The following is a 25,708-nucleotide window of genomic DNA, read 5'->3' on the forward strand; positions in this document are numbered from 1 at the left end:
CCTGTGGAGCAAGGACTACTACGGCAAGAACACCACCTTCGCAAACTCGGTGGACAACAACACCGTCGGCGTCACCGCCTGGGGCTACAACAACAACCGAAACGACGTCTCCGTCGCCGAGCACGCCTCCTTTACAAACAACACGTTTTTACCGGGAGGTGCAATTCCGGTTGAGACAGAGGCGAATGAATACACACTATGGATACAGAAACTACAGCAGAATGGTATCGTATTGGGACCATATGGAAGCGCGCCAACTGATAATAATCAGATGCCTTCTACAACAGGCACAGGTAAGATCACGAGGGAGTTCTGGGCAAACGTGGGTGGATCTGAAATTAGTGACATTCCGCTAACGGCGGCACCTACAAGTGTAACAGAGCTGACATTGTTTGAGGCGCCGAGCAACGTGGGGGATAATTACGGTCAGCGCATTCGGGGCTATATAACAGCCCCGGCAAATGGGCAATACACCTTCTGGATCGCTGCAGATAACAAAGCGGAGCTTTGGTTAAGCACCTCCGAAAATCCTGTCGGTAAAGTGAAAATAGCTTATGTGTATAGTTCTACCAAGTCGCGTCAGTGGACTAAGTACAGTACCCAGCAGTCGGTGAAAATTACGCTGGAGGCGGGCAAGCGCTACTACATTGAAGCGTTAATGAAGGAAAAGAACAAAAGCGACAATCTGGCTGTAGGGTGGCAACTACCGGATGGTACACTGGAAAGACCGATTGCAGGAAAGCGGCTTTCACAGATGGGAAGCTCCTCAACAACTACAGAGCCAACCACACCTACAGAACCAACCACACCTGTTGTAGCTACTGGTGAGATCACACGTGAGTACTGGAGCAATATAGGAGGAAATTCTGTAAGCAACATTCCGCTTACAACCACACCAACTTCTGTTGTGAAACTCACCTCGTTCGAATCACCTACAGACATTGGCGACAATTACGGTCAGCGTGTGCGCGGTTACGTGACAGCACCAACGACTGGGCAGTATACTTTCTGGATATCAGGAGATAATGATATCGAGCTGTGGCTGAGTACTTCTGAAGATCCAGCAAAAAAAGAACGCATCGCTTACATGTACAATGGCTGGACCTTTCCGAGGGAGTGGACAAAGTACAGCACCCAACAGTCGGTGAAGGTGACCCTGGAGGCAGGCAAGCGCTACTACATCGAGGCTTTAATGAAGGAAGAAGCAGGCGGAGATAATATGGCTGTAGGCTGGCAGCTGCCTGGTGGCATCCTGGAAAGACCTATACCAGGTAATAGACTCTCTCCAATAATGCTCGAGGCGGTAAGTGTTTCTTCTGCTTTGAAAAGGGAAGAAGGAGAAGAAAATATTCAAGACGCAGCTGTTTATCCTAACCCATTTAAGGATGTTGTTGTGCTAGATTTTAGTGCTGAAGAAGTTGTGTTGGAAGAAATAATGATTCTTAACAGTTCAGGGAAAGTGGTTTTTAAATCCGAAAGCTTAAGGCCTGAGAACAGAAAACTTCAAATTAACCTGGCTGGGGCAAAACTTACTTCAGGTTTGTATTTGCTGGTTTATACAGATACGGCAGGAATAAGCAGAACTGTTAAAATTATGAAGGAATGATAAAGATCTAAAAGCGAAAAATATAATAATTTTAAACCGGATCCTGCTCGCCTGTTATAGTTTAAGGAGAGCAGGATCCGGTTTGTTTTTTTCTTACTTTACGTTTTAGGCAAGCCAGATGCGCCTAAAAATCATATTACTTTGCTCTTTTTAGTGCTGCAAACTCAAAGGCAGGTAGTAAAAAGTGTAACACAAATTGTATATTTGGGAAAGTGTGTCCAGTGTTTATTATTGTAAAGTAGCATTGCAGACATTTATGTATCCGCCGCATGAAACTAAAATTGCTGTGGCACATATAGTAACAGCTAACTAAACATATCTTTCACCAGGAAAAAAGTCTGGATTTTTATTTATCAATTCAGTTAACCTGAAATCAAATGAAACATAAACGTACTATGAGCCAACCCTTTGCAACGAGTGCAGCCGGGATGATGCGTAGACTGGCCTTGCTGCTGCTGCTCTGCACATTCTCTTTCCTGGTAAACGCACAGGTCATTACTTCTCCGGATAAGAACTTTACCATGAAGTTCGAGCTGACGCCAAAAGGAGAACCCACCTACCAGCTGACTTACAAGAAAAAGCCTGTAATCAAGCAGAGTAAGCTTGGTATTAAAACACAGGACGTACCTTCTTTTATGGAAGGGTTTACTGTAACGGATACGAAGCAGAACTCGGTGGATACTACTTGGGAGCCAATCTGGGGTGAGGAGAAAACTATTCGCAACAACTATAATGAGCTGCTGGTAACCCTGGCACAGAAAGACCAGAAGGACCGCCACATCCGTATCCGCTTCCGTCTTTTCAATGATGGTTTGGGCTTCCGCTATGAGTTTCCGGAGCAGGACAACCTGAGTTATTTCATTGTGGAGGATGAACACACGGAATTTAACTTGACCGGTGACCATAAAATCTACTGGATCAGGGGTGACTACAACACCAATGAGTATGCCTACACGACATCGCAGATATCTGAGGTTCCGAAGCTGATCGAGAAAGCCACGATCGATGTGCATGCCCAGGTGCCGATTGATACGCTTTCGGTGCAGACACCTTCTATGATGAAGACTGCTGATGGCCTGTACATCAACATACATGAGGCGGCTCTGGTGAATTACCCGGCCATGCACCTGAACGTGGACCCTAAGAACTTTAGATTGAGTTCGCACCTGACGCCGGATGCCGTTGGAAACAAGGGCTACCTGCAAACGGATGCACAGACGCCATGGCGCACTATCGTGGTAAGCGATAAGGCTACTGACATTCTGGAGTCAAGGCTGATCCTGAACCTAAACGAGCCTACCAAGTATGAGGACGTATCCTGGATCAAGCCGCTGAAGTACATTGGCGTGTGGTGGGAGTACTTTGTCGCCGGTAAAAGCACCTGGGCCTACGGTACAGATAAGAATGTGAAGCTTACGGATGACCCTAACAAGCTAACACCGAGCGGCCGCCACGGAGCCACTAACGAAAATGTGAAGAAGCACATCGACTTTGCCGCCAAGCATGGCTTTGATGCGGTGCTGGTGGAAGGTTGGAACATTGGCTGGGAAGACTGGTTTGGTAACTGGAAGGAAGATGTATTCGACTTCGTGACACCATACCCAGACTTCAATGTGAAGGAGCTGGAGCAGTACGCAAAATCCAAAGGGGTTAAGCTGATGATGCACCACGAGACATCTTCATCTGTAAGAAACTATGAGCGCCGCCTGGATGAGGCTTTTAAATTCATGAAAGAACATGGGTACGATGCTGTGAAGACAGGTTATGTTGGCAAAATCATCCCGAGAGGGGAGTACCACGATGGTCAGTGGATGGTGAATCATTACATTTATGTAGCTGAAAAGGCTGCAGATTATAAAATCATGATTAACAGTCACGAAGCAGTTCGCCCTACGGGTTTGCACCGTACCTACCCGAACTGGATAGCGCAGGAGTCTGCCCGCGGTACAGAGTTTGAGGCCATGGGAGGACTAGCCCCTGACCATGCCACCATTTTGCCTTTTACACGCATGATGGGAGGGCCGATGGACTATACGCCAGGAATTTTCCAGACAGACCTTTCTTATTATAACACAGGTGGTAACCAGCGGGTGAACACTACGCTAGTGAAGCAATTAGCATACTACGTAACCATGTATAGCCCGCTACAAATGGCTGCCGACCTGCCTGAAAACTACGAGCGTTTCCCGGACGCTTTCCAGTTCATTAAAGATGTGGCTGTGGATTGGGACAATACCTGGGTGCAGGAAGCAGAACCAGGAGATTACGTTACGATTGCCCGTAAGGCAAAAGGCAAGGATGAATGGTATGTAGGGGGTATCACAGATGAGAAGGCACGCACTGCTACCGTTCGCTTCGACTTCCTGCCAAAAGGCAAAGAGTATATTGCCACTATCTATGCCGATGCAACCGATGCAAGTTGGGACAAGAATCCTCAGAAGTATACTATTCGCAAAGTTAAAGTGAATTCAAAAAGTGTACTGAAGCAGCCAATGGCGCCAGGCGGTGGTGTTGCTGTGAGCGTGAAAGAGGGCAGCAAACAAGACATGAAAGGTTTAAAGAAAATATAAATTTAAGCTGCATTCTATAACAACAAGGCCCGGTGCAACGCATGCACCGGGCCTTGTTGTTTCTGGAGATGTTTTAAAGAATTTGAGGTTTCTTACCTTACCTGGCTACCCACCCTCCATCCGCTACGAGGGGGTGTCCTGTAACAAAGGAGGATCCATCGGAGCAAAGCCACATAACTGCTTCTGCTATTTCCTCGGGCGTTCCGAACCTGCCGATTGGCTCCTGGCTTGCCATTTCAGCTTTATTAGTTTTGTTTTTCTCCATAAACCGGTCGATCATAGGGGTTTGGATTACTCCCGGACAAACAGCATTTACCCGTATCCCTGCAGTGGCGTATTCCAGTGCCGCTGTTTTAGTAAGTCCGAGAACACCATGTTTTGATGCCGTGTAAGCGGGTATACCCGGAAAACCAATCACTCCGGCAATAGAAGAGCAATTTACAATAGCTCCTTTTCCCTGCCGGAGCATGTGCGGGATTTCATGTTTCATGCAAAGCCATACCCCTTTCAGGTTTATGCCTATCACTCTGTTCCAATTCTCCTCCGTTACCTCATGAGTAGGGGCAGACTCACCTTCGATACCTGCGTTGTTGAAAGCAAAATCAAGGCGACCGAAGGTGCTTACGGTTTGGGTAACCATAGCCTGTACCTCATCGTCTTTTGATACATCGCACTTAATAAAAATGGCTTCTCCGCCAGCAGACTTAATAGCGTTCACAGCTTCGTCATCTTCTTTCCAATCCACTACTGCCACTTTGGCTCCGTGCTGAGCAAAAAGTATGGCTGTTGCCTTGCCAATTCCGAAACTCCCTCCGGTAACAATGGCAACTTTATCCTGAAATTGTCTTCCCATGATGAAGCGCTTAAGAAGTTATATATAAGTACTCAACTGCCTGTGCTTTGGGTAAGGGGCGCTTATGAAGACTTAGCCACCACTAGAATGTTAATTCAAGAAAGCTCAGGTTATGTGTTATTCTTTTAGGGTACAACTAAACTGTTTTTAATTATTGAAGTAATAAATAATATTTAATTAGTAATACGGGTGCAGGTGGCTAAGAGACGAATATTCCTTCAAAGTTTGGTGATCGGGCTTAAAAAGGAAGTGACAGAGGCCGAGTCAGGACAGCATTAACAGTACAGGTATTTTAAATATGTTTTTTCCAACCAACTAGGATGAGCAGTTTGATAAAAAAAGGGGGATTAGTAGCTGCAGGAATGATCGGTTATGTGGCGTTGCTGTTTATCTTTCGTCAAAAATATATTAACTGGGGGGCAACAGAAGAAGAGCTCGTGCAGCCATTGCCCGGAGACGAATTGATGGATCATCCTGCTTCCAACCATGCCATTACTATACATGCGCCGGTGGAGGCGGTGTGGCCCTGGCTGGTACAAATAGGGCAGGACCGGGCAGGTTTCTACAGCTACTCCTTTCTGGAGAATCTGGTAAGAGCCGATATCCATAACGCTGACAGAATTGTGCCGGAGTGGCAGCATCTAAAAAAAGGTGATACGATACGGTTAGGTTCGAAAGAAGTGTATGGAGATAGCACCTTACTGCCTGTAACGGAACTAGAAGAGAAGCAATTTATAGTTTTAAAAGGCTGGGGCACTTTCGTGTTAAAACCCATAGATAATAAAACAACCCGGTTCATTATCAGATCTCACGGGCGAAAAGAGAACTGGCTTCAGCGGATACTGGTGTTTCTTTTTTTTGATCCGATCCACTTTGTCATGGAACGTAAAATGTTGATCGGAATCAAAGAAAGGGCTGAAAAAGGCTATCAGCCGTTATGAGCTTCAGCAGAAATTACAGCCTTTGCCAACAACTCATCAATATAAATTCTGTTAGATTCATGCGGAATAGAATTACAGGTAACAACCTGGGCTGCACCGGACTTTTTAAGCGCTTCGAAAGCACCTTCTGCGAATACCGCATGTACGCCAATACAAACTGGTGGTTGTGGAGTTAGCTGCTTCAGGTGCTGCACTGTTTCTATCATGGTTCTGGCAGTGGAGATGATGTCATCAACAAGTACGGGAGTATGATCCGGATAACTGTTAATTTCTGGTAGCGTAACCTGCACTTCCTCATCTCCCAACCTGGTTTTATTTAGTACAAGATAAGGGGCACCTGCCAGGCTGGCAACTTCTGATACCCATTGCAGGCTTTCTTCATCTGGCCCTATAAGAAGGGGCTTTTGAACATTATTCCTAATCCAACTGGCCAATACAGGAGCAGCATGCAGAGAAGTGGCAGGTATGGAATACAGTTCGTGCATGTGATGAAAGCGGTGCAGGTGTGGGTCTATGGTGATAAGGTTACCCACGGTGTTTGAAATAAGTTCGGCAAAGTAGCGGGAGGTAACTGCTTCCCCAGGATTAAACTGTTTATCCTGTCGCATATAAGCCAGGTAAGGTGCTATCAGGCAAACTTTTGATGCTCCCATTTCACGGGCTGTTCTGGCAAGGAAATAAAGGGGGAGTAGTTTCAGGTCAGGCTGATGCAGGGTACAAACCAAAACTACCTGCTTGTCCTTTACCTCTGAGAGTATTCTGATATAGCTCTCCCCATCAGGAAAGCGCCTTGTCACAGCCTCTCCGGTTTCTGCCTCTAATTTGGAGGCAAGAGAGCGGGTAAGGTCTTCGTTGCCAGGCAAGGAAAAGAGTATCATGCTCATGGTGCTGTCAGTTCTACAATATGATTGGAGCTATGAAGGTATGTAAGGGCGTAGCTAATCTCACCCTGCGTTTCTGAATAAATAGTAAAAAGAGGCTCTCCCTGCTTTACATATTTACCGACAGGTGCTTTAAAAATCAGACCTGCGCCCGGTGATTTCGGAGCACCAGCCAGTTTGGCTATCTTGGCCAGTTTCCTGTTATCCACTGAACGTACAACACCGCTTGTTACCGCCAGCACATCGTGCTGAAGTGGTGCGGGAACTGGTTCTTTAAAACCTCCCTGCGCCTTACAAATACGATAGAACTTCTCAAGTGCCTGTCCGGTTACGAGTAACTCCTGGGCATATGCTACTCCTTTTCCCTTTTCACATTTACCTGCCTTTTCAAGCATGAGCCCAGCCAGTTGTAGGGCCCGGTCCTGCAGATCGGCAGGGGCATCAGGTTCATTACGCAGTACCGCTAACACATCCATGGCCTCAAGTGCAGGCCCGATGCCCCGCCCCACAGGTTGGGTGCCATCCGTAATCATCACTTCTACCTCCATTCCGATGGCTAGTCCAACAGCTCTAAAATAGTATTCCAATAGAAAAGCCTCTTCCCTGGATCTTACTTTGGCAGTGTGTCCTACGGGTATGTCAATAATAGTATGCGTAGAGCCTGCGGCTGCCTTTTTTGAGAGTACAGAGGCAATCATTTGCCCGGCACTGTCCACATCAAGGGCTTTCTCTACGGCAATGATCACATCATCAACCGGGCTAAGCTTTACAGCCCCGCCCCATGCCATGCATCCACCTTCCTTTTTTACCACTTCTTTTATCTGATCCAATGTAAGATCAACGGGTGTCATGGTCTCGATTGCATCGGCTGTGCCGGCTGGTGAGGTAATTGCCCGGGAGGAGGTTTTTGGTATAATAAGACCTGCAGCTGCCACTATAGGCACCACAATAGGTGTAGTTCGGTTACCTGGCAACCCTCCCACGCAGTGCTTGTCTATGAGCAGAGGAGTTTCCCATTCCAGAGTGGAGCCAGAGTTGATCATGGCTTTTGTAAGATATATTACTTCATCAAGTGCCAGGTTGTCACCGGAACAAACACTAACAAAGGCTGCAATTTCTATTTTGGAGTAAAGACCTTTGCCAATATCAGAGACTATCTGTTGAATGGCAGAGTCATTAAATTTTTTGCCAAACATTTTTGCCCGAACATCACTGAAGGAGAGAATAGGCTGGAGGTGAGTCACTGTTATCAGTTCTCCCTCTTGTGCCTGTAGCTTTTCGAACGCAGCCTCCGAAAGTACCACTTCGTTTTCATTGATCAGCTCGGAAGTGATTACGTTTAGTGTGGCAATAATATGGCGTGAACCGAGGTGAACAGCCACCCTTGTATTGGCAGTGAAACCCTCTGAACGACAAACCTGGCTGTCAGACCTCAAAAAGATAATGTTTTCTGTATGGGTGTCAATTCCCAGTTTCCGGAGCCGAAGTACGTTGCTCGTGTCTTTTCTCATGGCTGTTGCAAAGTATAGGTATTGTTGCTTCCACACAGGTTCTCCACCTCATTTAGCACGCTAGGCAGGTGCTTTTCTCTTACTCCTGCTTTGTGTAGCGCTTGTTCGTTTTGCAGCAGTTCTTTACAAAGCACGATCCTCATGTCAAGCAGCTTTTGTTTTTCACTATGAGTGAGGGTAGTAAGGCAGGTAAGAGGGTATAGGTCGAAAGAGTTTACCATATCCTTCAAGCCACCCTTAGCCGGATAATCCCACCCCATCAGGTGCATATTCATACAGGTAGCATAGCGTATGGCATCTTCTGTAAAGCGGGTATTCGTTACGATCCAGGCTTCATGAAAACGTACCTCATACTCCTGTTCCGAGGGCCATACCTTTTCAACGTCTTTAAACCTGGAGTGAATGTACATCGGGATTTTAACATCGGATTTATTTCCGCTCAGGTTATGGTACTTACACTCAATCATGCAGTGTTTACCATCTTTAGAGGCAATTACATCAATCTCATGCCGTACACAATGCCCATCCACAAAAACACCAATCTGCGTATAATAGCCCTGCACTTTCAATACCTCGGCCACAAACTTCTCGAACGGAAACCCTGAAGGCCCAAGCTGCATTATCCCCTGCCTCAGGCTATACTTTGCTGCTGTAGTTTTAGATTTCTTCTTCAGTATAGCATACGCGTGCCTGTATATTTTCCTGGTTGATATGCCTTCATAAAGAAAAGGCTCCAGTTGCCGAAGCACTTCCTCCACCAAGGCCTCATCAGCTCCTGACCTTCGGAGCGAAAGCTTTAGTTTCCCAACTGAAAAAAGTACTTTTTCGCCAGAGGCTTTTGTTACGACAAGATGTTCCATTTGAGTCTTTGTTAATGCTTGTTTATACGAGCTGCGCCAGTTAAGCTTTAAACTGACAAATGTTTTTATAAAGAACAACTGCAGACATAAAATAGCGTGATGTTCTGCTAAGTAATTGTGGAAAGGGTACTGTTTTAATAGAAACTTGAGCCAGGCCTTTGATGCTTTTTAGCGGAAAGGGTCGGTGTTTTGTCGAGAAAGTATGTGTGGGAAAGGAATTACAGGTAAATTAGCACAAACGCCAGCTTTTTGTGTTATAGAGGAAAAGTATAAGGCAAAGTTTCAGGAGCTGCCTTAAGAGGCGTGCCGCTGACGTATACAAATGAAGGAAACACAGCCAGACAGAAATTTCTGTAACCAATCGAAAGGACGCCGCATTGTCATCATCGGCAATGGCATATCAGGTGTAACCTGTGCACGCCACCTGCGCAAACGCGACAGCACGGCTCATATCACCATTATATCAGGCGAGACAGAACATTTTTTCTCCCGGACTGCACTTATGTACATTTACATGGGGCAGATGAAGTATGCCCATACAAAACCTTACGAAGATTGGTTCTGGGAAAAGAATCGCCTGAACCTGGTGCACGATTGGGTAACAAAAATAGATGTTGAGAAAAAGGAGCTTCAGCTTAAGCAGCAGGAGGCAATACCTTATGACATCCTTATTCTTGCCTTGGGCTCAAGGCCAAACAAATTTGATTGGCCAGGGCAGGATCTGCAAGGTGTACAGGGGCTATACAGTTACCAGGATCTGGAAAGCATGGAAGCAGGCACAGTAAACTGCGGACGTGCTGTGGTGGTAGGAGGTGGGTTGATTGGAGTTGAAATGGCTGAAATGCTGCTGAGCAGGAACATTCCGGTTACAATGCTGGTGCGTGAAGATCATTTCTGGGGTAACATATTACCGAAAGAAGAATCGGAGCTGGTAATGCGGCACATGAAAGAACACCATGTTGACCTGCGCCTGCAAACGGAGCTGAAGGAGATAATTGGAAATGGCAGAGGTGGTGCAGGAGCCGTGGTAACGAGCACAGGCGAGGAGATTCCCTGCCAGTTTGTAGGCCTGGCCGTAGGCGTTAGCCCCAATACTGACCTTCTGGCAGACACTCCTATAGAGGTGAACAGAGGCATACTGATTGACCAGTACTTTGCTACAAATGTAAAGAACGTATTTGCTATCGGCGACTGTGCAGAGCACCGCGTGCCAATACCACAACGAAAGAACATTGAGCAGGTGTGGTATACCGGGCGCATGCATGGCGAAACGCTGGCGCACAATCTAACGCATGAACCAGTGCCGTATACACCCGGTCCCTGGTTCAACTCTGCTAAGTTTTTTGACATCGAGTATCAGACGTATGGTATGGTACCAACTGTGTGGCATGAGCCTGTGCAGTCATTTTATTGGGAGCATGAGAATGGAAAGGTAGCCTTCAGAGCTGTTTATAATGGTAATACAGGGAAGTTGCATGGTGTTAATGCTTTTGGTATGCGCCTGCGACACGATTTCTTTGATAAGGCTCTTTGTGAACTCTGTACCATTGAGGAGGCGCTTGAGAATATGAAATTTGCCAACTTTGATCCCGAATTTTACGACAAGCACTATAAAAGCATACTGCAGGCCTACAACCACCAGTTTGGAACTAACCTACAACCAAAAAAAGAGAAAAGAAGGCTGCTTTCATTTTTAGGAAGCAGAACAGCATGATGAAGCTTATACAAAAAATAGGATTAGGCATTTTTCTTCTGGCATTGCTGCTTTTCAACGCCTTGCTTTTTATGGGGCAGTATGAGCTGACGGAAGAGGAGCTGGAAAGCACGATCAAACAGGAGCATGTGGAAGTACTGCGGCAGGAACTGAAACCTATGCTGGGTAAAACCTATTCTTCAAGTTTTGCATTTGCGAATGAATTTAACCAGTACCTGGATAATTACAACGAAGAGCAACAACGAAGCCAGCAGTGGGACCGGGTAATCTGGGTCGATTATGCCTTTGTGCTCACCAAAGTAGCCAGCCAGGGTTTTGTGCAGCATAACAAGCTGCTTTTGCTCTTTCTAACTATTGTACTGGGCACAGTGGGTGCCCTGATGAACATACTGCCAAAGCACAGGAAAGAACCCGCCGGTGTTCGAAACAACGGCGTTATGTTTTCTTCTAATAAATCCAGGGGGGTAGTGGGAATTGTGCTTGGGATATACCTGATAGGAATCTATGTGTTGCTGTACTGGTACCCGGAGTTTATTGTAAACTGGACCCTACTGGTTGATCCGCTGAGCCAGATACTGGCAGGTGGACCAGCCAGCCAATGGTTTTTTTATGGGACCCTTTATACCCTTGCCATTCTGGTGATGGGGGTGCGCATGTTCCGCAAGTACCGGGGTAATAAATATCAGTTGCTGCGCACCTCTTCAGTAATGTTCTTTCAGCTTAGCTTTGCTTTTCTGATACCAGAGATACTGGTACTGCTCAATAACCCGTGGCAGGACCTCAAGAATATCTGGCCCCTGGACTATGACTTCTATTTTGAGTACAGCATAGAAAGTATGCTGGCCAGCGGATCTGTTGGCTTGTTCATGCTGATATGGGGAACCCTGCTCGCTTTGGTGGGAGTACCGGTTTTTACATACTTCTATGGCAAGCGGTGGTATTGTAGCTGGGTTTGTGGCTGCGGAGGCCTGGCAGAAACTGCCGGTGATCCTTACCGTCATCTCTCCGATAAATCCTTAAAGGCCTGGCAGATTGAGCGCTGGATGGTACACAGCATTCTGGTGATTATTGTTGTGGTCACGGCTATGACTATTGCAAATTATTTCACAGAGTTTGCCCTGCTGGAACAATATACCAATACCTTGCACCAGTGGTACGGCTTCCTGATTGGCGCTGCTTTTGCCGGTGTGGTTGGAGTGGGTTTTTACCCACTGATGGGAAACCGCGTCTGGTGCCGTTATGGCTGTCCTTTAGCTGCGTATATAGGCATTGTACAGCGTTTTAAATCCCGTTTTCGCATTACAACAAATGGAGGGCAGTGTATTTCCTGCGGCAACTGCTCTACTTATTGCGAGATGGGTATCGATGTTCGCTGGTATGCACAGCGCGGGCAAAACGTGGTACGGGCCTCCTGCGTTGGCTGTGGCATCTGTGCCTCTGTTTGTCCGAGAGGTGTTTTGAAATTAGAGAACGGGCCGGAGCAGGGGCGAATTACAGACATTCCCTTCCTGACAGGTAATCACTCTACAAAGGTGCTGAGTTGATGAAGTTATTGTTGATATTTTCTGTAGTGGTTTATTCCCTGTCGATGCTGTTTATACTTTTTTACAGTATTGCACAGGCGCATCTGCTGTATCGGTTCAGGCTTTTTATGAAAGAAAAGCAGCCAGAGGAGCCGCCAGCGCCAGAAGTGTGGCCAACAGTTACCCTGCAACTGCCTTTGTATAACGAAAAGTATGTGGTGGAGCGCCTGATTGATGCGGTGGCTGCCCTGGATTACCCGACTGACAAGCTGGAGATTCAGTTGCTGGATGATAGTGTTGATGAGACTACAGAATTAATAAAAGACAGAATAAAGGAGTATCCGCAATTGCACTGGCAGCTTGTTTGTCGGTCCGATCGCAGTGGCTACAAAGCCGGTGCCCTGAAGTACGGACTGGAATTGAGCAGGGGAGAGCTTATCGCTGTTTTTGATGCTGATTTTGTTCCAGCGCCTTCTTTTTTAAAGCGTACTGTTCCTTATTTTACTAACAAGGATATGGGGATGGTACAGACGCGCTGGACGCACCTGAACAAGGAGTACTCGCTGCTCACACGGCTACAGGCCTTTGCCCTGGATGCACATTTTTACGTGGAACAGGTGGGGCGAAACAGTTTAAACGCCTTTATAAACTTTAACGGTACAGGCGGTGTCTGGCGAAAAGAAACCATTCTGGACGCAGGTAACTGGCAAGATGATACACTAACGGAAGACCTTGATTTGAGCTACCGTGCCCAACTTAAAGGCTGGAAGTTTAAGTATCTGCCTGAGGTAGAATCACCGGCAGAGTTGCCCCCCATCATGAGTGCGCTGAAGTCGCAGCAGTTCCGATGGACAAAGGGAGGTGCAGAATCAGCTGTGAAGCACTTAGCCACGGTACTACGCTCAGAGGCATCCTTCAGCATTAAATACCATGCACTTGCTCATTTACTTAACAGCGCTGTTTTTGTGGCCGTTTTGTTGGCTTCGCTTACCAGTATTCCGCTGGTTTGGGCAAAAGTGAATGGCTTGCTGCCTGACATAGTTTTTAATGTGGGGGCAGTAACTTTGCTGAGTTTCATCGTGATCAGCCTGGTGTATTTTCAGGCCCAATCGCAGGAGAAGGCTTCTGTTCGTAAACTTACGGGCGGTTTTCTGCTGTACTTTCCCTTGTTTTTGTCTGTTTCAATGGGACTGGCCCTGCACAATGCAGTGGCTGTTTGGGAGGGGTGGAGTGGTCGCAGATCCCCTTTTATCCGCACCCCCAAATTCAATCTGGAAGCAAGGCAACATAAGTGGCAGGAAAATCTCTACCTCAGCTTCAGTATGCCCTACACCACTTATGTAGAGGGGCTGCTGGGGTTGTTATTTCTGGGGGTAGCAGCCTGGAGTGTGGCTAAGCAGGAATATGGCTTGCTCATCTTCCATGGAATGCTTGCGCTTGGCTACCTGTTGGTTTTCTACCACTCTTTTCAATCATACAGGAAAGCTTAAGAGATGAAGCCGAAGCTACTGTTTGTTTATAATGCAGATACAGGCTTTTTTAACAAGCTTACAGATTTTGCGCATAAAATTGTCTCTCCGGATACCTATGCGTGTAGCCTCTGCGCCCTTACCTATGGCAACTTAACTGTAAAGCAGGAATGGGCAAAGTACATAAAGCAATTGCCGCTGGAGGTGGAGTTTATTTATAAGAACGAATGGGAGTTTACTCTCAGCCATAGTAAATTTCCGCTCATAGCTTTACAAACAAATGATGATACTTTAGAACTCCTTTTAGGGGCCGATGAGTTAAACAAGCTGCAAACCTTAGACCAACTAAAAGAGAAGCTGGATAAGGAACTACTCAAATTAGACTTAAGCTAATAACAGGTTGGAAAAGCTGTTTGTTCTGATAAACTAATATCAAAATCATGAGATACTTATCATACTTTATAATAGTGTTGGGCCTTGTCTCCTGCAAGCCCTCTGGCTCCGGTAGTTCTTCAAGTGTTGCCTCACGCAACTTAAATTTTGATGCCTTTGGAGAGCACTGGTACCAGGGAAAAGCCGAGGTAAATACCTATGATTTACAGCAGTACCGGTATGGGGAGATGCGCGATGGAGAGGCGGTTCTAATTTTTGTGACGGAGGATTTCTCCCGTGAAAAGCAAGTAAAACTAGACAATCCACAGCAACATGAGCAGGATGCGCAAAAGGTACTGAAACTAAATATGACCAAGAAGTTTGTGACGGGAATTTATCCTTATTCCATGATGCTTTCTGTGTTCACACCAGTGTATGATAGTATTCCTGCTGTTAAGGTGTCTGCAAGTTCTCAAGAGTGGTGCGGCCATACGTTCACACAACTAAACAGGGAAAAGGGTATTTATAAAGCGCAGCTATTGTCTTACTTCGAGAATGAAAGTGATCAGCGGCTAACCATAGATGCTATGCCGGAGGATAACCTCTGGACCCTATTGCGTCTGAATCCGAACCAGGTCCCCACCGGTCAGCTAAAGCTGATCCCCGGCCTGCTGGATCAGCGTTTTACTCATGAGCAACTGGAAGCAGAAGAGGCTTCTGTAAGTATCATTGCTGCTACTGATAGTATGGGTAGTTTTGCTGCCAAGGACCTGCGGGTACTACAGGTAAGCTACAATAACTATCCGCGCGACTTACGAATTTTCTACACAGCAGATTTCCCTTACGAGATAGCTGGTTGGGAGGAAGTACGGCGATTGCCTGGAGGCGAAAAAGAAACAAGTCGTGCTGTCAGAAAAGCCATTATGATGACAGACTACTGGACCAAAAACCGAAATGAATTTGAGCCTTTGCGAGGAGAGCTGCAGCTAAAGAGCAAATAAACAACTACACCCTATGTCCCCACGTTGAAAAGAGGCAGGATAACCTGTGGCTGTATTTAATTGTTGTTAAACCGGAAGGTATTTTAACATCAGATTGGTCAGGTTGTTTTAAGCCAAACTAATAATCCTATGGATGAAATCGAACCACGGGTGCAGGATTTAGCCATGATAGGGGATCGCCGTAGCTGCGCCTTTCTGGATAAAGGCGGCAACATCGTATGGTACTGCCCGAAACGTTTTGACGAACCCTCTGTTTTCGCCTCTCTGCTTGATGCAAAGCAAGGAGGAGAGTGGCATTTGGAAATGGAAGGGATGCATTTTGAGAAAAGGGCCTATGTAGAAGATAGTGCGATTCTGCAAACCACATTCAGGGGAGAGAAAGGTAGCTGTGTGTTGGAGGACTGGATGCCGCTTTACGCAAGTTTCTTTGGTATATGCCGCAAACTCACTAAAGCACCATCGTCATATACTTTTAAGCTAAGTCCCCGGCCAAACTACAACCGGCGTCAGGCTGTGCTAAAGCTGAAGCAAGCACAACATGCTACCATTGACTTTGATTTCCATTTATATGCTTCTCACCCATTACAGATAGAAGAAGAAACGATCAGTTGTCACGTTCCTGCCGGTGAAGAGGCATGGTTGATTTTTTCAGAAACGGAGCTGGATGATCCGTTAAAGCGCCTTGAAGAGTCCCGGAAGTTAACATTGAAAAACTGGGGGGAGGTAGCAGGGCACATTACCTATAAAGGGCCTTATGAAGACGAGGTGCGAAAGTCGCTCCGCTTGCTCCGAATGCTTACCTATGCTCAGAACGGAGGGTTGATAGCGGCAGCTACCACATCACTACCGGAGGTGTTGGGAGGAAACCGGAACTATGACTATCGTTATGTCTGGCTGCGAGATGCGGCTATGATCGTTAGTGCTCTTGCACGAGCAGGTAGCGATGGGGAGGAAGAACGCTTGTTCCTTAGCTTCATTTGTTCGGCCATGCACCGGCTGTCCGAGCCGATCGTACCGATGTTCACTTTGGATTATCAACCTGCGGGAACGGAGCAGGAGCTGGATTTTTCCGGCTACAGATGCAGTAAGCCTGTTATTTACGGAAATGGTGCTAATCACCAGTTGCAGTTGGATGCTAACAGCAATGTACTCATTGCCGCCAAGGTAATTTACAACCGTTACGATACAAAAGAGCACTGGGAGACGGTTCAGCGGATTGCAAACTTCATAGTTGATCACTGGGACAAGCCAGACCACGGAATGTGGGAAGAAACCTGCAGGCACCACTATACTTCTAGTAAGGTAGTGGCTTCCATCAGCCTGAAGTATATAGCCGAGCACTCCGATGATAAAGAAGAACAGGAAAGATGGTTGAATGCATCGGAGCAGATAAAAGCATTTGTCCATAAAAATTGCCTGACATCAGACGGAGCTTACGCTGTTTATGCGGGAAGCGAAGATGTGGACGTAAGTGCTGTGCTTTTTCCTATTTGGGGGTATACAGATGCTGACACACCCATCATGCTCAAGACAATAGAGAAGCTGGAGAAGAACTACTGTCAGAATAAGCTTTACAGACGGCACCTGGTGGAGTATGATTCACAAAAAGAAGGAGCCTTTCTGGCAGGTACTTGTTGGGTGGCGCAGTATTGGGTGATGCGGAAGAACCGGAAGAAAGTAGAAGAAACGCTGCAGGCAGTACTGAGGTACATGAATGATACAGGGCTGATGCCGGAAGAAGGAGACCCGGAGACAGGGGAATGGTTAGGCAATATACCGCAGGCCTTTGTCCATGCCTCGCTTATAGGAGTAGTTATTGATTATAGAAGTATGTTTGAAGAGAAGTAGGCAATATTTCTCAATAGCTTAATACAAGCTTTTAAAACCCAGAATACCTGGTTCCTTTTTAAGGTAATTTGTTTCTGTAAGTTGCTCAAGCATAAACGCAGCGACATCTGCTCTGGAAATCCTTCCAAAAGGAAAGGTAGCAGCCAGGTGCAGGCCAACTTGGTAATTACCTGTTCGGGGACCATCCACTAAACGTGCAGGTCTGACAATAACCCAATCCAGACGGCTGGAGCGGATGGTCTGCTCATTTGTCTCATGGTCGGCATAGTCACGGCCAAGTACAACCGGAAGTATCAGGTAGCGGAAAAAAGCGTTCTGATCTGCTTTACTTTTACCAACTCCAAGAGCCGATTCATAAACTAGCCTTTTTACTCCCTTCTTCTCCATTGCTCCCACAATATTATATATTCCTGTTACTAAGGCAGGTACCCGCTTTAGTAAGGTGTGCGGCCCAAGTGCAGACATTACCGCATCATGACCGCTAATGGCAAGCTCTACCTCATCGTAGTTTGTAATGTCACCCTTTACTACCCGCAAACGTTCGTGCTGCAGGTCAAAATCAGGTAGGGTGCGCACAAAAGCTGTAACAGCATGCTGCTGCACAAGGGCCTGTTGCACTATCTCCCGACCTGTGCGCCCGGATGCTCCGAAAACAAGTATATTCATTGTGTTTGCTGGCTCAGGTAATCGTCTGGTTCTTAAAAGGCTACAATTTTATAAACAAGGCGGAGCAAGTGTTTGTTTTAGGTAAAGCAGACGACAGCAACGATTGAAAAGCGGTATTCGCTACGTATCCCCTGGTTATGAATTAAACCAGCATTTTTTAACTACGTTAGCTTTAGAATGATCTTTTAATAAATTACAAATCTTAACTATGAAAACATTAGCAAGGAATTTTATGACGAGTGCTGCTTGTCGTGTGGCCGGCATTCTCTCGTTCCTACTACTTGCCGGAACTGCATGTGCACAAAAACCAACGGTAAAGACAGATGCTGGTCCAATAAAGGTAGAAACATTAGCAAAAGGCCTGGTACATCCATGGGGAATGGCTTTCCTCCCGGATGGCAGGATGCTGGTTACGGAGCGCACTGGTAACCTTCGAATTTTGAACAAAAACAACGAGCTTTCAGCGCCCTTGCAGGGCGTTCCAGAGGTTTTTGATAAAGGCCAGGGAGGGCTTTTAGATGTTGCCCTGGATCCAAATTTCAGACAAAACAACCTTGTTTATCTTTCTTTTGCTGAGCCCGGAGATAATAACACCGCATCTACAGCAGTCGGTAGGGGTAAGCTGGAAGGGGATATGATAAAAGACTTTGAAGTTATTTTCAGCCAGAAGCCCAAGGTAGAAGGACCAAATCATTTTGGTGGTCGCATTGTTTTTACCCCTGAAGGACACCTGCTTCTCACACTGGGTGAAAGGTTTAAGTTTGATCCGGCACAAAATCTCTCCAATCACCTGGGTACTATTGTTCGTGTTAATCCTGATGGATCAGTTCCGAAAGACAATCCTTTTGTAGGTAAAGAGAATGCCGAAGATGAAATATGGTCTTATGGCCACCGTAACATTGAGAGTGCAGCTATTGATCCTAACACTAACTTACTGTGGGTTGCAGAAATGGGCCCCATGGGCGGTGATGAACTGAACCAACCAGCTGCCGGTCGAAATTATGGTTGGCCCGTTGTAAGTTGGGGCGACAACTACGATGGTTCTAACATACCTAACCCGCCTACGCATCCAGAGTTTGCTGATGCTGTGATACACTGGACACCTACTATATCCCCATCAGGTATGATTTTCTACAACGGGAACATGTTCCCGGCATGGCAAAACTCAACCCTTATTGGGGGGCTTACCAGCACCGGTATAGTGCGGGTGCAGATAAATGGGGAGCAGGCAAAGGAAGTGGAGCGTTTACCTCTTGCCACACGGGTACGTGATGTAGAGCAGGCTCCCGACGGTTCTGTTTATGTTTTGACAGATGAGCGCAATGGAAAAGTCTTGCGATTAGTGCCTGTTAAGTAGTGCTAACCTTACCTCAATAAAGATTTTAAAGCCTCCCGGTACTTATGGGAGGTTTTACTTATACTGTACTAGATATTTGACTCAGATGGTAATCAGCTTTTCTTTTGAGCGAGGTAAACGGGTGACAGCAGAAGAATTACCACAGCCATGATTTCTAAGCGGCCAAACCACATGAGTGCCGTTAAAAGGAACTTTGCACCATTTGGTAAATCAGGACCAGTTAGACCCGAACTTAGTCCTACATTACTCAGGGCCGAGGCAGTATCGAATAGTATTTGATCAAAAGAAAACTGATCCCCTACGAGCACTGACAATAGCAAAGTACCAATAGTTAGTGCAACCATCCACAGGAAGTAGATACTGGCTGCCTGCTGAATGTTTCGCTCCGTTACGTGAGGTTTCTTTCTCTCACCATCAAACTCAATAGTTGCTTCTTTGTCTTTGGGAAGCCAGGCCTGTTTAACTCCTCGCCAGACTCCTTTCGAAAACCAGGCTACCCGCTCCGTTTTTATGCCTCCTGCTGTAGATCCGGCATTTCCCCCAAAAAGCATTAAAATTGTTAACAGGAAGAGTGGCGACATGGTCCAGAGACTTAAGTTGGCGGAATTCAAACCGCAGGTGCCAAGAGCAGAAGCAACCTGAAAGAAAACATCTACGAACGGAATTTCCGGTTTTATAAGAACAAGAGCCAATAACCCTATCCCCAGAAGAAGAATGAAGTACCTGAGCTGAGATTGCTTTAGAACCGAGCCGATGTCTCGCCGGAAAATGAGTAGATAGTGAGTCTTAAAGTTTACAGCTCCCACAACCATGATCGTTGTTGCAATCGCTTTTATCAAAGCCGAATACTCCGTAAAACTTTTGGGAGTAACTGAAAACCCTCCAGTACCTATGGCCGTCATACCATGGTTCAATGCTTCCCAGAAGCGCATTCCAGCCAGGTAAAAGGCACTAATAGAAGCAATTGTGTAGGCAACATAAATCCACCATATTCTCTTTATTGTTTCCGTTACAGGAGCGTCTTCAATCGTCCAGTTTCGGGTTTCTGCTTTATAAAGGCTTCCCTCATCATGATTCAGGCTCAGGAGCATAGATGCTAGCATAATAACGCCTATTCCTCCAATCCACTCCATGAGCGTACGCCACCATTGCAGGGTGTAAGGCAGCTCAGTAGGGTCATTTACCATTGTTAGTCCTGTGCCGGTAAAACCAGACATAGACTCAAAGAAGCAGTTTATAGGATCATTGAAAACTGAAATAGCAGGATAAGCATTTGCCGGTGCGGTCAGGGCAGTGCCATAAAAAGGGATGATACCAAAAAGGGGAAGCATCAACCAGCTTATGGCAACAAAAATAATGGAAAGACCAACTGCTGATTCGCTAGAACTCTTAAATGGCAGGTAAAGCAACTGTCCTATACCTGAACTAACAAGTGCCATCAGTCCGAAAGGAATCAACGCGAACCATTCTTCATAATAAAAAATTACGGGCAGTGTCAGAACGGTTAAGCCGGCAGGTAAGTGAAGGAGCTTACCTATGTCCTGTAAAAAAGAACTTAACCTACCGTTCAAATGGAGCAGAATGTTTAGTGAAAAATTAGTTACCCTTTGCGTTGCTCTGTTACACCCATGTCCATAACAAAGCAGACCACAGCCTAAGTAAAAGCTGCTAAGAGTTACTTAATCTTTCTATAAAAGGTTAATCAGTAAGATCGATTATGAACTACAGAGGCAACCCTGTTATTAATCAGAATGTGACTGGTTCAGGGAAGGTTACAGAACGGTAGTGTTATGGGACCAGTGTCGTTGTGCTCCTGAGTTTGTATTCAATAGTTATTTAATCACATCTTTCCGGTCTTTCATCACATATTGTTGAAGTAGCGCTTTATACTTCCTACTCTTGCTCATACTTAATCTATTGTCGCACATCAAAAGAAAAGAAGTATGGGTGCTCCTGATATACTATCAATCAAGAATGTTTCTAAGGCCTATCCGAATGGGGTGGAGGCACTGAAAGATGTAAGTTTAACGATACCTAAGGGTATGTTCGGCTTACTGGGGCCAAATGGGGCTGGAAAGTCTACGCTGATGCGGATTCTGGCTACGCTGCAAAATCCGGATAAGGGGGAGGTATTTCTGGGAGATGTTGATGTAGTGAACCAAAAGGATGAGCTGCGCAAAACACTTGGTTACCTGCCGCAGGAGTTCGGAGTGTATCGAAATACTAGTGCCGAGAGTCTGCTCAACCACTTTGCCATACTGAAGGGGATCACGAGCAAGTCTATCAGAAAAGAGGTAGTGCAGGGCCTGCTGCAACAGACCAACCTATGGGAGGTTCGCAGACAGAAGTTAGGCGGTTATTCCGGTGGCATGCGCCAGCGCTTTGGTGTGGCGGTGGCGCTGCTAGGCAACCCACAGCTGCTGATTGTGGATGAGCCAACAGCCGGGCTTGACCCTGCAGAGCGCGTTCGCTTCCTGAACCTGCTGAGTGAGCTGGGTGAGAACAGCGTAGTTATACTTTCCACGCACATTGTGGAAGATGTATCGGAGCTGTGCACCAACATGGCCATCATCAACAAAGGGCAGATACTGCTGGAGGCCGAGCCACTGCTGGCCATAGATAACTTAAAAGGCCGCATCTGGCGACGTGTTATTGAAAAAGGTAAACTTGCTGAAGTAGCCCAGGAACACCATGTTATCTCCACTAAAATGCTCGGAGGCAGAACAGTGGTTCATATATACAACAACGAAGACCCCGGCACTGAGTTCGAGCAGGTAGCACCAGACCTGGAGGATGTATACTTCTGCACCATGACAGGACATTACACGCAGCACCAGTATCAGCCGGCAAAGGAGGTGGCGTTATGAAACTGCTGGAGATCTTTCGGTTTGAGGTAAAGTATCAGCTTAGCCGCTGGTTTACCTGGGTATACTTTCTCATCTTTCTGGGGCTAACCACAGCCATGATGTTAAGCTTTGTGGACAACTCCCGCAACGGCGATTACCTGCTGAATGCGCCGATTGTAATAGGAGCAATCGTAGCAGTAGCCACTGGTTTGCTAGGGCTTATCGTAACAGCCGCAGTGGCCGGCGATGCCGCAACCCATGACATGCAGGAAGGAGTGGAGCCACTGCTTTATACTTCCCCGCTTTCAAAATTTACGTACCTAGGTGGCCGCTTTCTGGGAGCGTTTGCTGTTAGTTCTCTGGTATTTACCGCTGTTCCGCTTGTGCTTATGCTAGCCAGATTTATGCCTGGTCTTGAAGCTTCTTTGTTCGGGCCATTTGAGCTGCAGCCTTACATTAATGCATACTTCCTGGTGGTGTTGCCAAACACTTTTGTAACCACAGCTATCCTGTTTGTGGTGGCGCTGTTAAGCCGGCACTCGCTGGTAAGTTTTCTGACAGGCGCTTTCCTTTTTATGGGAGCCTTAACATGCAAAGAGCTAATAGCCGACCACATGGGCGAGTGGGAATTAGCTAAAATGCTGGACTTTTCTGCTTTTACGGTTTATGCTGAACTACGCCAGGCTGTCCCGACCGCAGAATTAAACATAAAGCATGTGGGGTTTGAAAAATGGGTGATACTGAACCGTGGGTTTTGGCTTGTAGTGGTGCTGATTATGCTGATGCTGGCGTATTTCAGGTTTCATTTCAGTCACTATGTTGGTAGCAGTTGGTTTAAGAGCGTGTTTAAAAGGAGAACTGTTGCCGCAGAAGTACCGGTTACTGCCCCGATAGCAGTGCCACAGGTGCGCGGGGAGTTCAGCTCCAAAATAAGATTTTTTCAACTGCTGAATATTACGTGGCGCTCTCTCATTCAAAACCTTGCAACGTGGGGGTGGTTAGCCATACTTGGCGCAGTTGTTTTCCTGCTGTTTATTGGAGCTGAGCTGTTGGAAGGACCGATTGGAGTACCGCGTTATCCTTCAACTGGTCTGGTGATCACGCTATATAATTTCTTTCCGATAAAAGTAGTGCTGGTGGCGCTGATCAGCATATATGTAGGGCAGGTTGTCTGGAGAGAGCGGGATGCCCGCATGGGCGACATTGCTGACGCAACTCCAGTGCCGGACGGACTGCTGCTGACTGGCAAGTTTCTTAGTGTTGTGCTGATGCTTGTACTGATACAGGTGTCATTTATGGCGGCCGGCATTCTTATACAAGTGTTTTCAGACTATAATAAGCTGGAGATAGGACTTTACCTGCGTGTGCTTTTAGGGCTGCAGTTAGTCGATTACACGCTGTTTGCTGCTGTTGCCATGGCTGTGCATGTGCTGGTAAACCAGAAGTACATGGGCCACATCATTATACTGCTCACTTTTATGTACACTGCTTTTGCAGGTGAGTTTGGCGTCAGGCATAACCTGCTTATTTATGGCGCATCACCAGAATGGTCTTACTCGGCCATCAGCGGCTTTGGTGCTACGGTTGGTCCCTGGCTGCTATTTAAACTATACTGGGCTGGCTGGGCGTTGCTGTTAGCTATACTTGCAAAGTTGTTTTGGGTAAGAGGCCGGGAGACTTCGTTCAGAGATAGGCTACAGCAGGTTTTTGTGCGTCCGGCCCAGTCGCTTGTGCTGTTAAGTGCTGTCGGAGCATTGCTGGTTGTTTCGCTGGGATCGTTTGTACTATATAATACCAACGTGCTTAACAAATACCACACGCCTGATGAACTGGCAGAGCAAAGTGCGGAGTATGAACGTCGCTTTGCAAAGTATAACAACACACCTCAGCCAAGTTTAACAGCTACTAGTTTGCACACAGAGATTTTTCCTGATGAGCAGGAGGCGGTTATAAATGGCGTCTACACGCTTAAGAACAAGAGCCGGGTCACTATAGACACTGTGCACCTGGCTACTGCCTCAGAGGTAGAAACCAGTGCGGTAAGTTTTAATCGTGAGGCAAAAGTTGTACTTGCTGATAAATCGATGCGGCACACAATATATTCTTTAAAACAACCACTACAGCCAGGCGATTCCCTGAAAGTAAGTTTTAAAGTGCACCGTAAGCAGAAAGGGTTTACCAACAAGGGCATAAACACCGCTGTGGCAGAAAATGGCACTTTTTTCGTAGCTCAAAGCTGGTTGCCAACTATCGGCTATCAGTCCAGCAGAGAGTTAGATAATCCTATAACGCGAAGCGTACATAATTTGGCGCCGAAACCAGCTATCCCATCCTTGTATGATAAAAAGGCCCGCCATAACCTGGTAAACCGTGAGCGTGTACGGTTTAGCGCTACAGTAGGCACATCAGCTGACCAAATAGCCGTAGCGCCTGGCAAACTCACCAGGTCCTGGACAGAGAATGGAAGGCGCTACTTTCATTACACCACCGACAGTCCTATCCGTACGATGCAGCCTGTCTTCTCGGCAAAGTATGCGGTTATGGAAGACAAGTGGAAAGATGTGCAGATACAGATCTATTATCACCCGGAGCATACCCAGAACCTCCCTAGAATGATGCAAAGTATAAAAACCTCGCTTGCCTACTTTACCAAAACCCTTGGGCCATACCCGCACAGGCAAATCAAGTTTGTGGAGTATAATGATGGAGGAACCAGTGCCACATCATACCCGGGTACTATTGCCTATACAGAGGGTTTTGCAACCTTAAACCCTGATGCTGATGAACGTAAATTTGACTTGGCTTTTGCGGTAGTGGCTCATGAAATAGCGCACCAATGGTGGGCACATCAGCTGATTCCAGCAGCGGTAGAGGGAGCCCCTGTGTTGGCTGAAAGCCTTGCCTGGTACAGCGCCCTTGGTGTGGTGGAGGAGGCTTATGGCACAGATCACCTGCGCCGGCTGCTTTACGTGATGCGCAGCTCCTATCTTACGCCACGCTCTAAAGCTGACGTACCCTTACTACGTGCCACAGATCAGTTTCTGGCTTACCGCAAAGGCCCGTTTGCCATGTATATGTTACGGGAGTACGTGGGAGAGGAGCGTATCGACATGGCTTTAAGAAGTTTGCTGCAGAAGTATAGTTCAGGAGATCCACCACTGCCTACCTCGCTTGACCTTTACAGGGAACTGCAGGCGGTAACACCGGATACGTTAAAGCACTTGCTTTCAGATCTTTTTGTAACAAATACTTATTGGGAAGTTAAAACCAAGGATGCACAGGCGCAGCAAATGTCTGACGGCAAGTGGCAGGTAACGCTGGAAGTGCAGGCACGCAAAGTTAAGGCCGACGAAGCAGGTAAAGTAACTGAAGTGCCTATGCAGGATATGGTTGAAGTAGGTGCGTTTTTGGCAGATAAAGACGGTTATCTGGGACAGGAAATCTATCTTCAAAAGCACCGCATCACTTCCGGAAGCCAGCGTGTCCGTTTTGTTGTTCCAGAGAAACCTGTTGTTGCAGGGATAGATCCGCACAGCTTGCTGATAGACACGAAGTCTTACGATAACACGAAAAATGTAAAAATTACAGAGCCTGTAAAGCTCTTTGGAGCCATACAGGTAAAGCCGCAGGAGCAGTTTCTGCACTATGTTGTTAACTCATACTTGTAATATTTAATCCATCACAAATTCT

General features: G+C 46.6%; 18 protein-coding genes. 12 read left to right on the forward strand and 6 right to left on the reverse strand.

What is annotated here, in order from left to right; all coding sequences use genetic code 11:
* On the forward strand, positions 1–1,606 hold a 1,606-nt coding region (locus ACFSRY_RS12770), incomplete at its 5' end, for a PA14 domain-containing protein (protein ID WP_377508004.1).
* Between the two features lie 428 nt (positions 1,607–2,034).
* Positions 2,035–4,176 (forward strand): glycoside hydrolase family 97 protein, encoded by a 2,142-nt coding sequence (locus ACFSRY_RS12775; protein WP_377508315.1) that lies wholly within the window; start codon positions 2,035–2,037, stop codon positions 4,174–4,176.
* A 97-nt stretch (positions 4,177–4,273) separates the two neighbouring features.
* Here the strand turns inward: ACFSRY_RS12775 and ACFSRY_RS12780 are convergent, their stop codons facing one another.
* Positions 4,274–5,029, reverse strand: a complete 756-nt coding sequence (locus ACFSRY_RS12780) for an SDR family oxidoreductase (protein WP_377508007.1) — start codon at positions 5,027–5,029, stop codon at positions 4,274–4,276.
* Positions 5,030–5,349: 320 nt separating this feature from the next.
* Here ACFSRY_RS12780 and ACFSRY_RS12785 point away from each other — a divergent pair, with 320 nt between their 5' ends.
* Positions 5,350–5,970, forward strand: a complete 621-nt coding sequence (locus ACFSRY_RS12785; protein ID WP_377508010.1) for a hypothetical protein — start codon at positions 5,350–5,352, stop codon at positions 5,968–5,970.
* Here ACFSRY_RS12785 and ACFSRY_RS12790 read toward each other — a convergent pair.
* Genes ACFSRY_RS12790 through ACFSRY_RS12800 form a run of 3 tightly spaced genes read right to left on the reverse strand, consistent with a single transcriptional unit; the run spans position 5,958 to position 9,222 of the window.
* Complete coding sequence (locus ACFSRY_RS12790; RefSeq protein WP_377508013.1) at positions 5,958–6,854, reverse strand: ribose-phosphate pyrophosphokinase; 897 nt, start codon at positions 6,852–6,854, stop codon at positions 5,958–5,960. The two genes, ACFSRY_RS12785 and ACFSRY_RS12790, sit on opposite strands and share 13 nt — an antisense overlap.
* Positions 6,851–8,362 carry a thymidine phosphorylase family protein gene (locus tag ACFSRY_RS12795; RefSeq protein ID WP_377508016.1) on the reverse strand — a complete coding sequence of 504 codons (1,512 nt, stop codon included), beginning with the start codon at positions 8,360–8,362 and terminating at the stop codon, positions 6,851–6,853. The genes ACFSRY_RS12790 and ACFSRY_RS12795 overlap by 4 nt, the downstream gene beginning before the upstream one ends.
* Entirely contained in the window at positions 8,359–9,222 is an 864-nt protein-coding gene (locus tag ACFSRY_RS12800) for a restriction endonuclease (protein ID WP_377508019.1), read from the reverse strand. Before ACFSRY_RS12800 ends, ACFSRY_RS12795 begins: the two co-directional genes overlap by 4 nt.
* Before the next feature lie 322 nt (positions 9,223–9,544).
* On the opposite strand from ACFSRY_RS12800, the gene ACFSRY_RS12805 reads away from it, so the two are divergent.
* The 6 genes from ACFSRY_RS12805 to ACFSRY_RS12830 all read left to right on the forward strand — a co-directional run bounded on the left by ACFSRY_RS12805 (position 9,545) and on the right by ACFSRY_RS12830 (position 17,149).
* Positions 9,545–10,936 (forward strand): NAD(P)/FAD-dependent oxidoreductase, encoded by a 1,392-nt coding sequence (locus tag ACFSRY_RS12805; RefSeq protein ID WP_377508022.1) that lies wholly within the window; start codon positions 9,545–9,547, stop codon positions 10,934–10,936.
* A complete protein-coding gene (locus ACFSRY_RS12810) occupies positions 10,936–12,480 on the forward strand; it encodes a 4Fe-4S binding protein (RefSeq protein ID WP_377508319.1) in 1,545 nt (514 codons plus the stop codon). Before ACFSRY_RS12805 ends, ACFSRY_RS12810 begins: the two co-directional genes overlap by 1 nt.
* Complete coding sequence (locus ACFSRY_RS12815) at positions 12,480–13,949, forward strand: cellulose synthase family protein (RefSeq protein ID WP_377508025.1); 1,470 nt, start codon at positions 12,480–12,482, stop codon at positions 13,947–13,949. The genes ACFSRY_RS12810 and ACFSRY_RS12815 overlap by 1 nt, the downstream gene beginning before the upstream one ends.
* A gap of 3 nt (positions 13,950–13,952) precedes the next feature.
* The gene (locus tag ACFSRY_RS12820) at positions 13,953–14,321 is read left to right on the forward strand and encodes a hypothetical protein (protein ID WP_377508028.1); all 369 of its coding nucleotides are present in this window, start codon (positions 13,953–13,955) and stop codon (positions 14,319–14,321) included.
* 47 nt (positions 14,322–14,368) lie between these two features.
* Entirely contained in the window at positions 14,369–15,301 is a 933-nt protein-coding gene (locus tag ACFSRY_RS12825; RefSeq protein WP_377508031.1) for a hypothetical protein, read from the forward strand.
* Between the two features lie 129 nt (positions 15,302–15,430).
* Entirely contained in the window at positions 15,431–17,149 is a 1,719-nt protein-coding gene (locus ACFSRY_RS12830; RefSeq protein WP_377508034.1) for a glycoside hydrolase family 15 protein, read from the forward strand.
* Positions 17,150–17,167: 18 nt separating this feature from the next.
* Here the strand turns inward: ACFSRY_RS12830 and ACFSRY_RS12835 are convergent, their stop codons facing one another.
* Positions 17,168–17,815 (reverse strand): NAD(P)-dependent oxidoreductase, encoded by a 648-nt coding sequence (locus tag ACFSRY_RS12835; RefSeq protein ID WP_377508037.1) that lies wholly within the window; start codon positions 17,813–17,815, stop codon positions 17,168–17,170.
* Positions 17,816–18,023: 208 nt separating this feature from the next.
* On the opposite strand from ACFSRY_RS12835, the gene ACFSRY_RS12840 reads away from it, so the two are divergent.
* Positions 18,024–19,172 carry a PQQ-dependent sugar dehydrogenase gene (locus ACFSRY_RS12840; protein ID WP_377508040.1) on the forward strand — a complete coding sequence of 383 codons (1,149 nt, stop codon included), beginning with the start codon at positions 18,024–18,026 and terminating at the stop codon, positions 19,170–19,172.
* A gap of 92 nt (positions 19,173–19,264) precedes the next feature.
* Here ACFSRY_RS12840 and ACFSRY_RS12845 read toward each other — a convergent pair whose 3' ends face one another.
* The gene (locus tag ACFSRY_RS12845; RefSeq protein WP_377508043.1) at positions 19,265–20,743 is read right to left on the reverse strand and encodes a TrkH family potassium uptake protein; all 1,479 of its coding nucleotides are present in this window, start codon (positions 20,741–20,743) and stop codon (positions 19,265–19,267) included.
* A 372-nt stretch (positions 20,744–21,115) separates the two neighbouring features.
* Between ACFSRY_RS12845 and ACFSRY_RS12850 the strand changes: the two genes are divergently transcribed.
* A complete protein-coding gene (locus ACFSRY_RS12850) occupies positions 21,116–22,039 on the forward strand; it encodes an ABC transporter ATP-binding protein (RefSeq protein ID WP_377508048.1) in 924 nt (307 codons plus the stop codon).
* Positions 22,036–25,686, forward strand: coding sequence for an ABC transporter permease/M1 family aminopeptidase (locus tag ACFSRY_RS12855; protein ID WP_377508051.1), 3,651 nt, complete (start codon positions 22,036–22,038; stop codon positions 25,684–25,686). Before ACFSRY_RS12850 ends, ACFSRY_RS12855 begins: the two co-directional genes overlap by 4 nt.
* The last annotated feature ends 22 nt before the right edge of the window (positions 25,687–25,708 follow it).

The sequence above is a fragment of the Pontibacter locisalis genome, assembly GCF_042684605.1.
Taxonomy (GTDB): Bacteria; Bacteroidota; Bacteroidia; order Cytophagales; family Hymenobacteraceae; genus Pontibacter; species Pontibacter locisalis.

Coding starts and splice junctions, on each gene's coding strand:
- ACFSRY_RS12835 (WP_377508037.1), bottom strand. CDS start 17,815: ATGAATATACTTGTTTTCGGAGCATCCGGGCGCACAGGTCGGGAGATA.
- ACFSRY_RS12850 (WP_377508048.1), top strand. CDS start 21,116: ATGGGTGCTCCTGATATACTATCAATCAAGAATGTTTCTAAGGCCTAT.
- ACFSRY_RS12800 (WP_377508019.1), bottom strand. CDS start 9,222: ATGGAACATCTTGTCGTAACAAAAGCCTCTGGCGAAAAAGTACTTTTT.
- ACFSRY_RS12820 (WP_377508028.1), top strand. CDS start 13,953: ATGAAGCCGAAGCTACTGTTTGTTTATAATGCAGATACAGGCTTTTTT.
- ACFSRY_RS12785 (WP_377508010.1), top strand. CDS start 5,350: ATGAGCAGTTTGATAAAAAAAGGGGGATTAGTAGCTGCAGGAATGATC.
- ACFSRY_RS12815 (WP_377508025.1), top strand. CDS start 12,480: ATGAAGTTATTGTTGATATTTTCTGTAGTGGTTTATTCCCTGTCGATG.
- ACFSRY_RS12855 (WP_377508051.1), top strand. CDS start 22,036: ATGAAACTGCTGGAGATCTTTCGGTTTGAGGTAAAGTATCAGCTTAGC.
- ACFSRY_RS12830 (WP_377508034.1), top strand. CDS start 15,431: ATGGATGAAATCGAACCACGGGTGCAGGATTTAGCCATGATAGGGGAT.
- ACFSRY_RS12790 (WP_377508013.1), bottom strand. CDS start 6,854: ATGAGCATGATACTCTTTTCCTTGCCTGGCAACGAAGACCTTACCCGC.
- ACFSRY_RS12795 (WP_377508016.1), bottom strand. CDS start 8,362: ATGAGAAAAGACACGAGCAACGTACTTCGGCTCCGGAAACTGGGAATT.
- ACFSRY_RS12780 (WP_377508007.1), bottom strand. CDS start 5,029: ATGGGAAGACAATTTCAGGATAAAGTTGCCATTGTTACCGGAGGGAGT.
- ACFSRY_RS12775 (WP_377508315.1), top strand. CDS start 2,035: ATGATGCGTAGACTGGCCTTGCTGCTGCTGCTCTGCACATTCTCTTTC.
- ACFSRY_RS12825 (WP_377508031.1), top strand. CDS start 14,369: ATGAGATACTTATCATACTTTATAATAGTGTTGGGCCTTGTCTCCTGC.
- ACFSRY_RS12805 (WP_377508022.1), top strand. CDS start 9,545: ATGAAGGAAACACAGCCAGACAGAAATTTCTGTAACCAATCGAAAGGA.
- ACFSRY_RS12840 (WP_377508040.1), top strand. CDS start 18,024: ATGAAAACATTAGCAAGGAATTTTATGACGAGTGCTGCTTGTCGTGTG.
- ACFSRY_RS12810 (WP_377508319.1), top strand. CDS start 10,936: ATGAAGCTTATACAAAAAATAGGATTAGGCATTTTTCTTCTGGCATTG.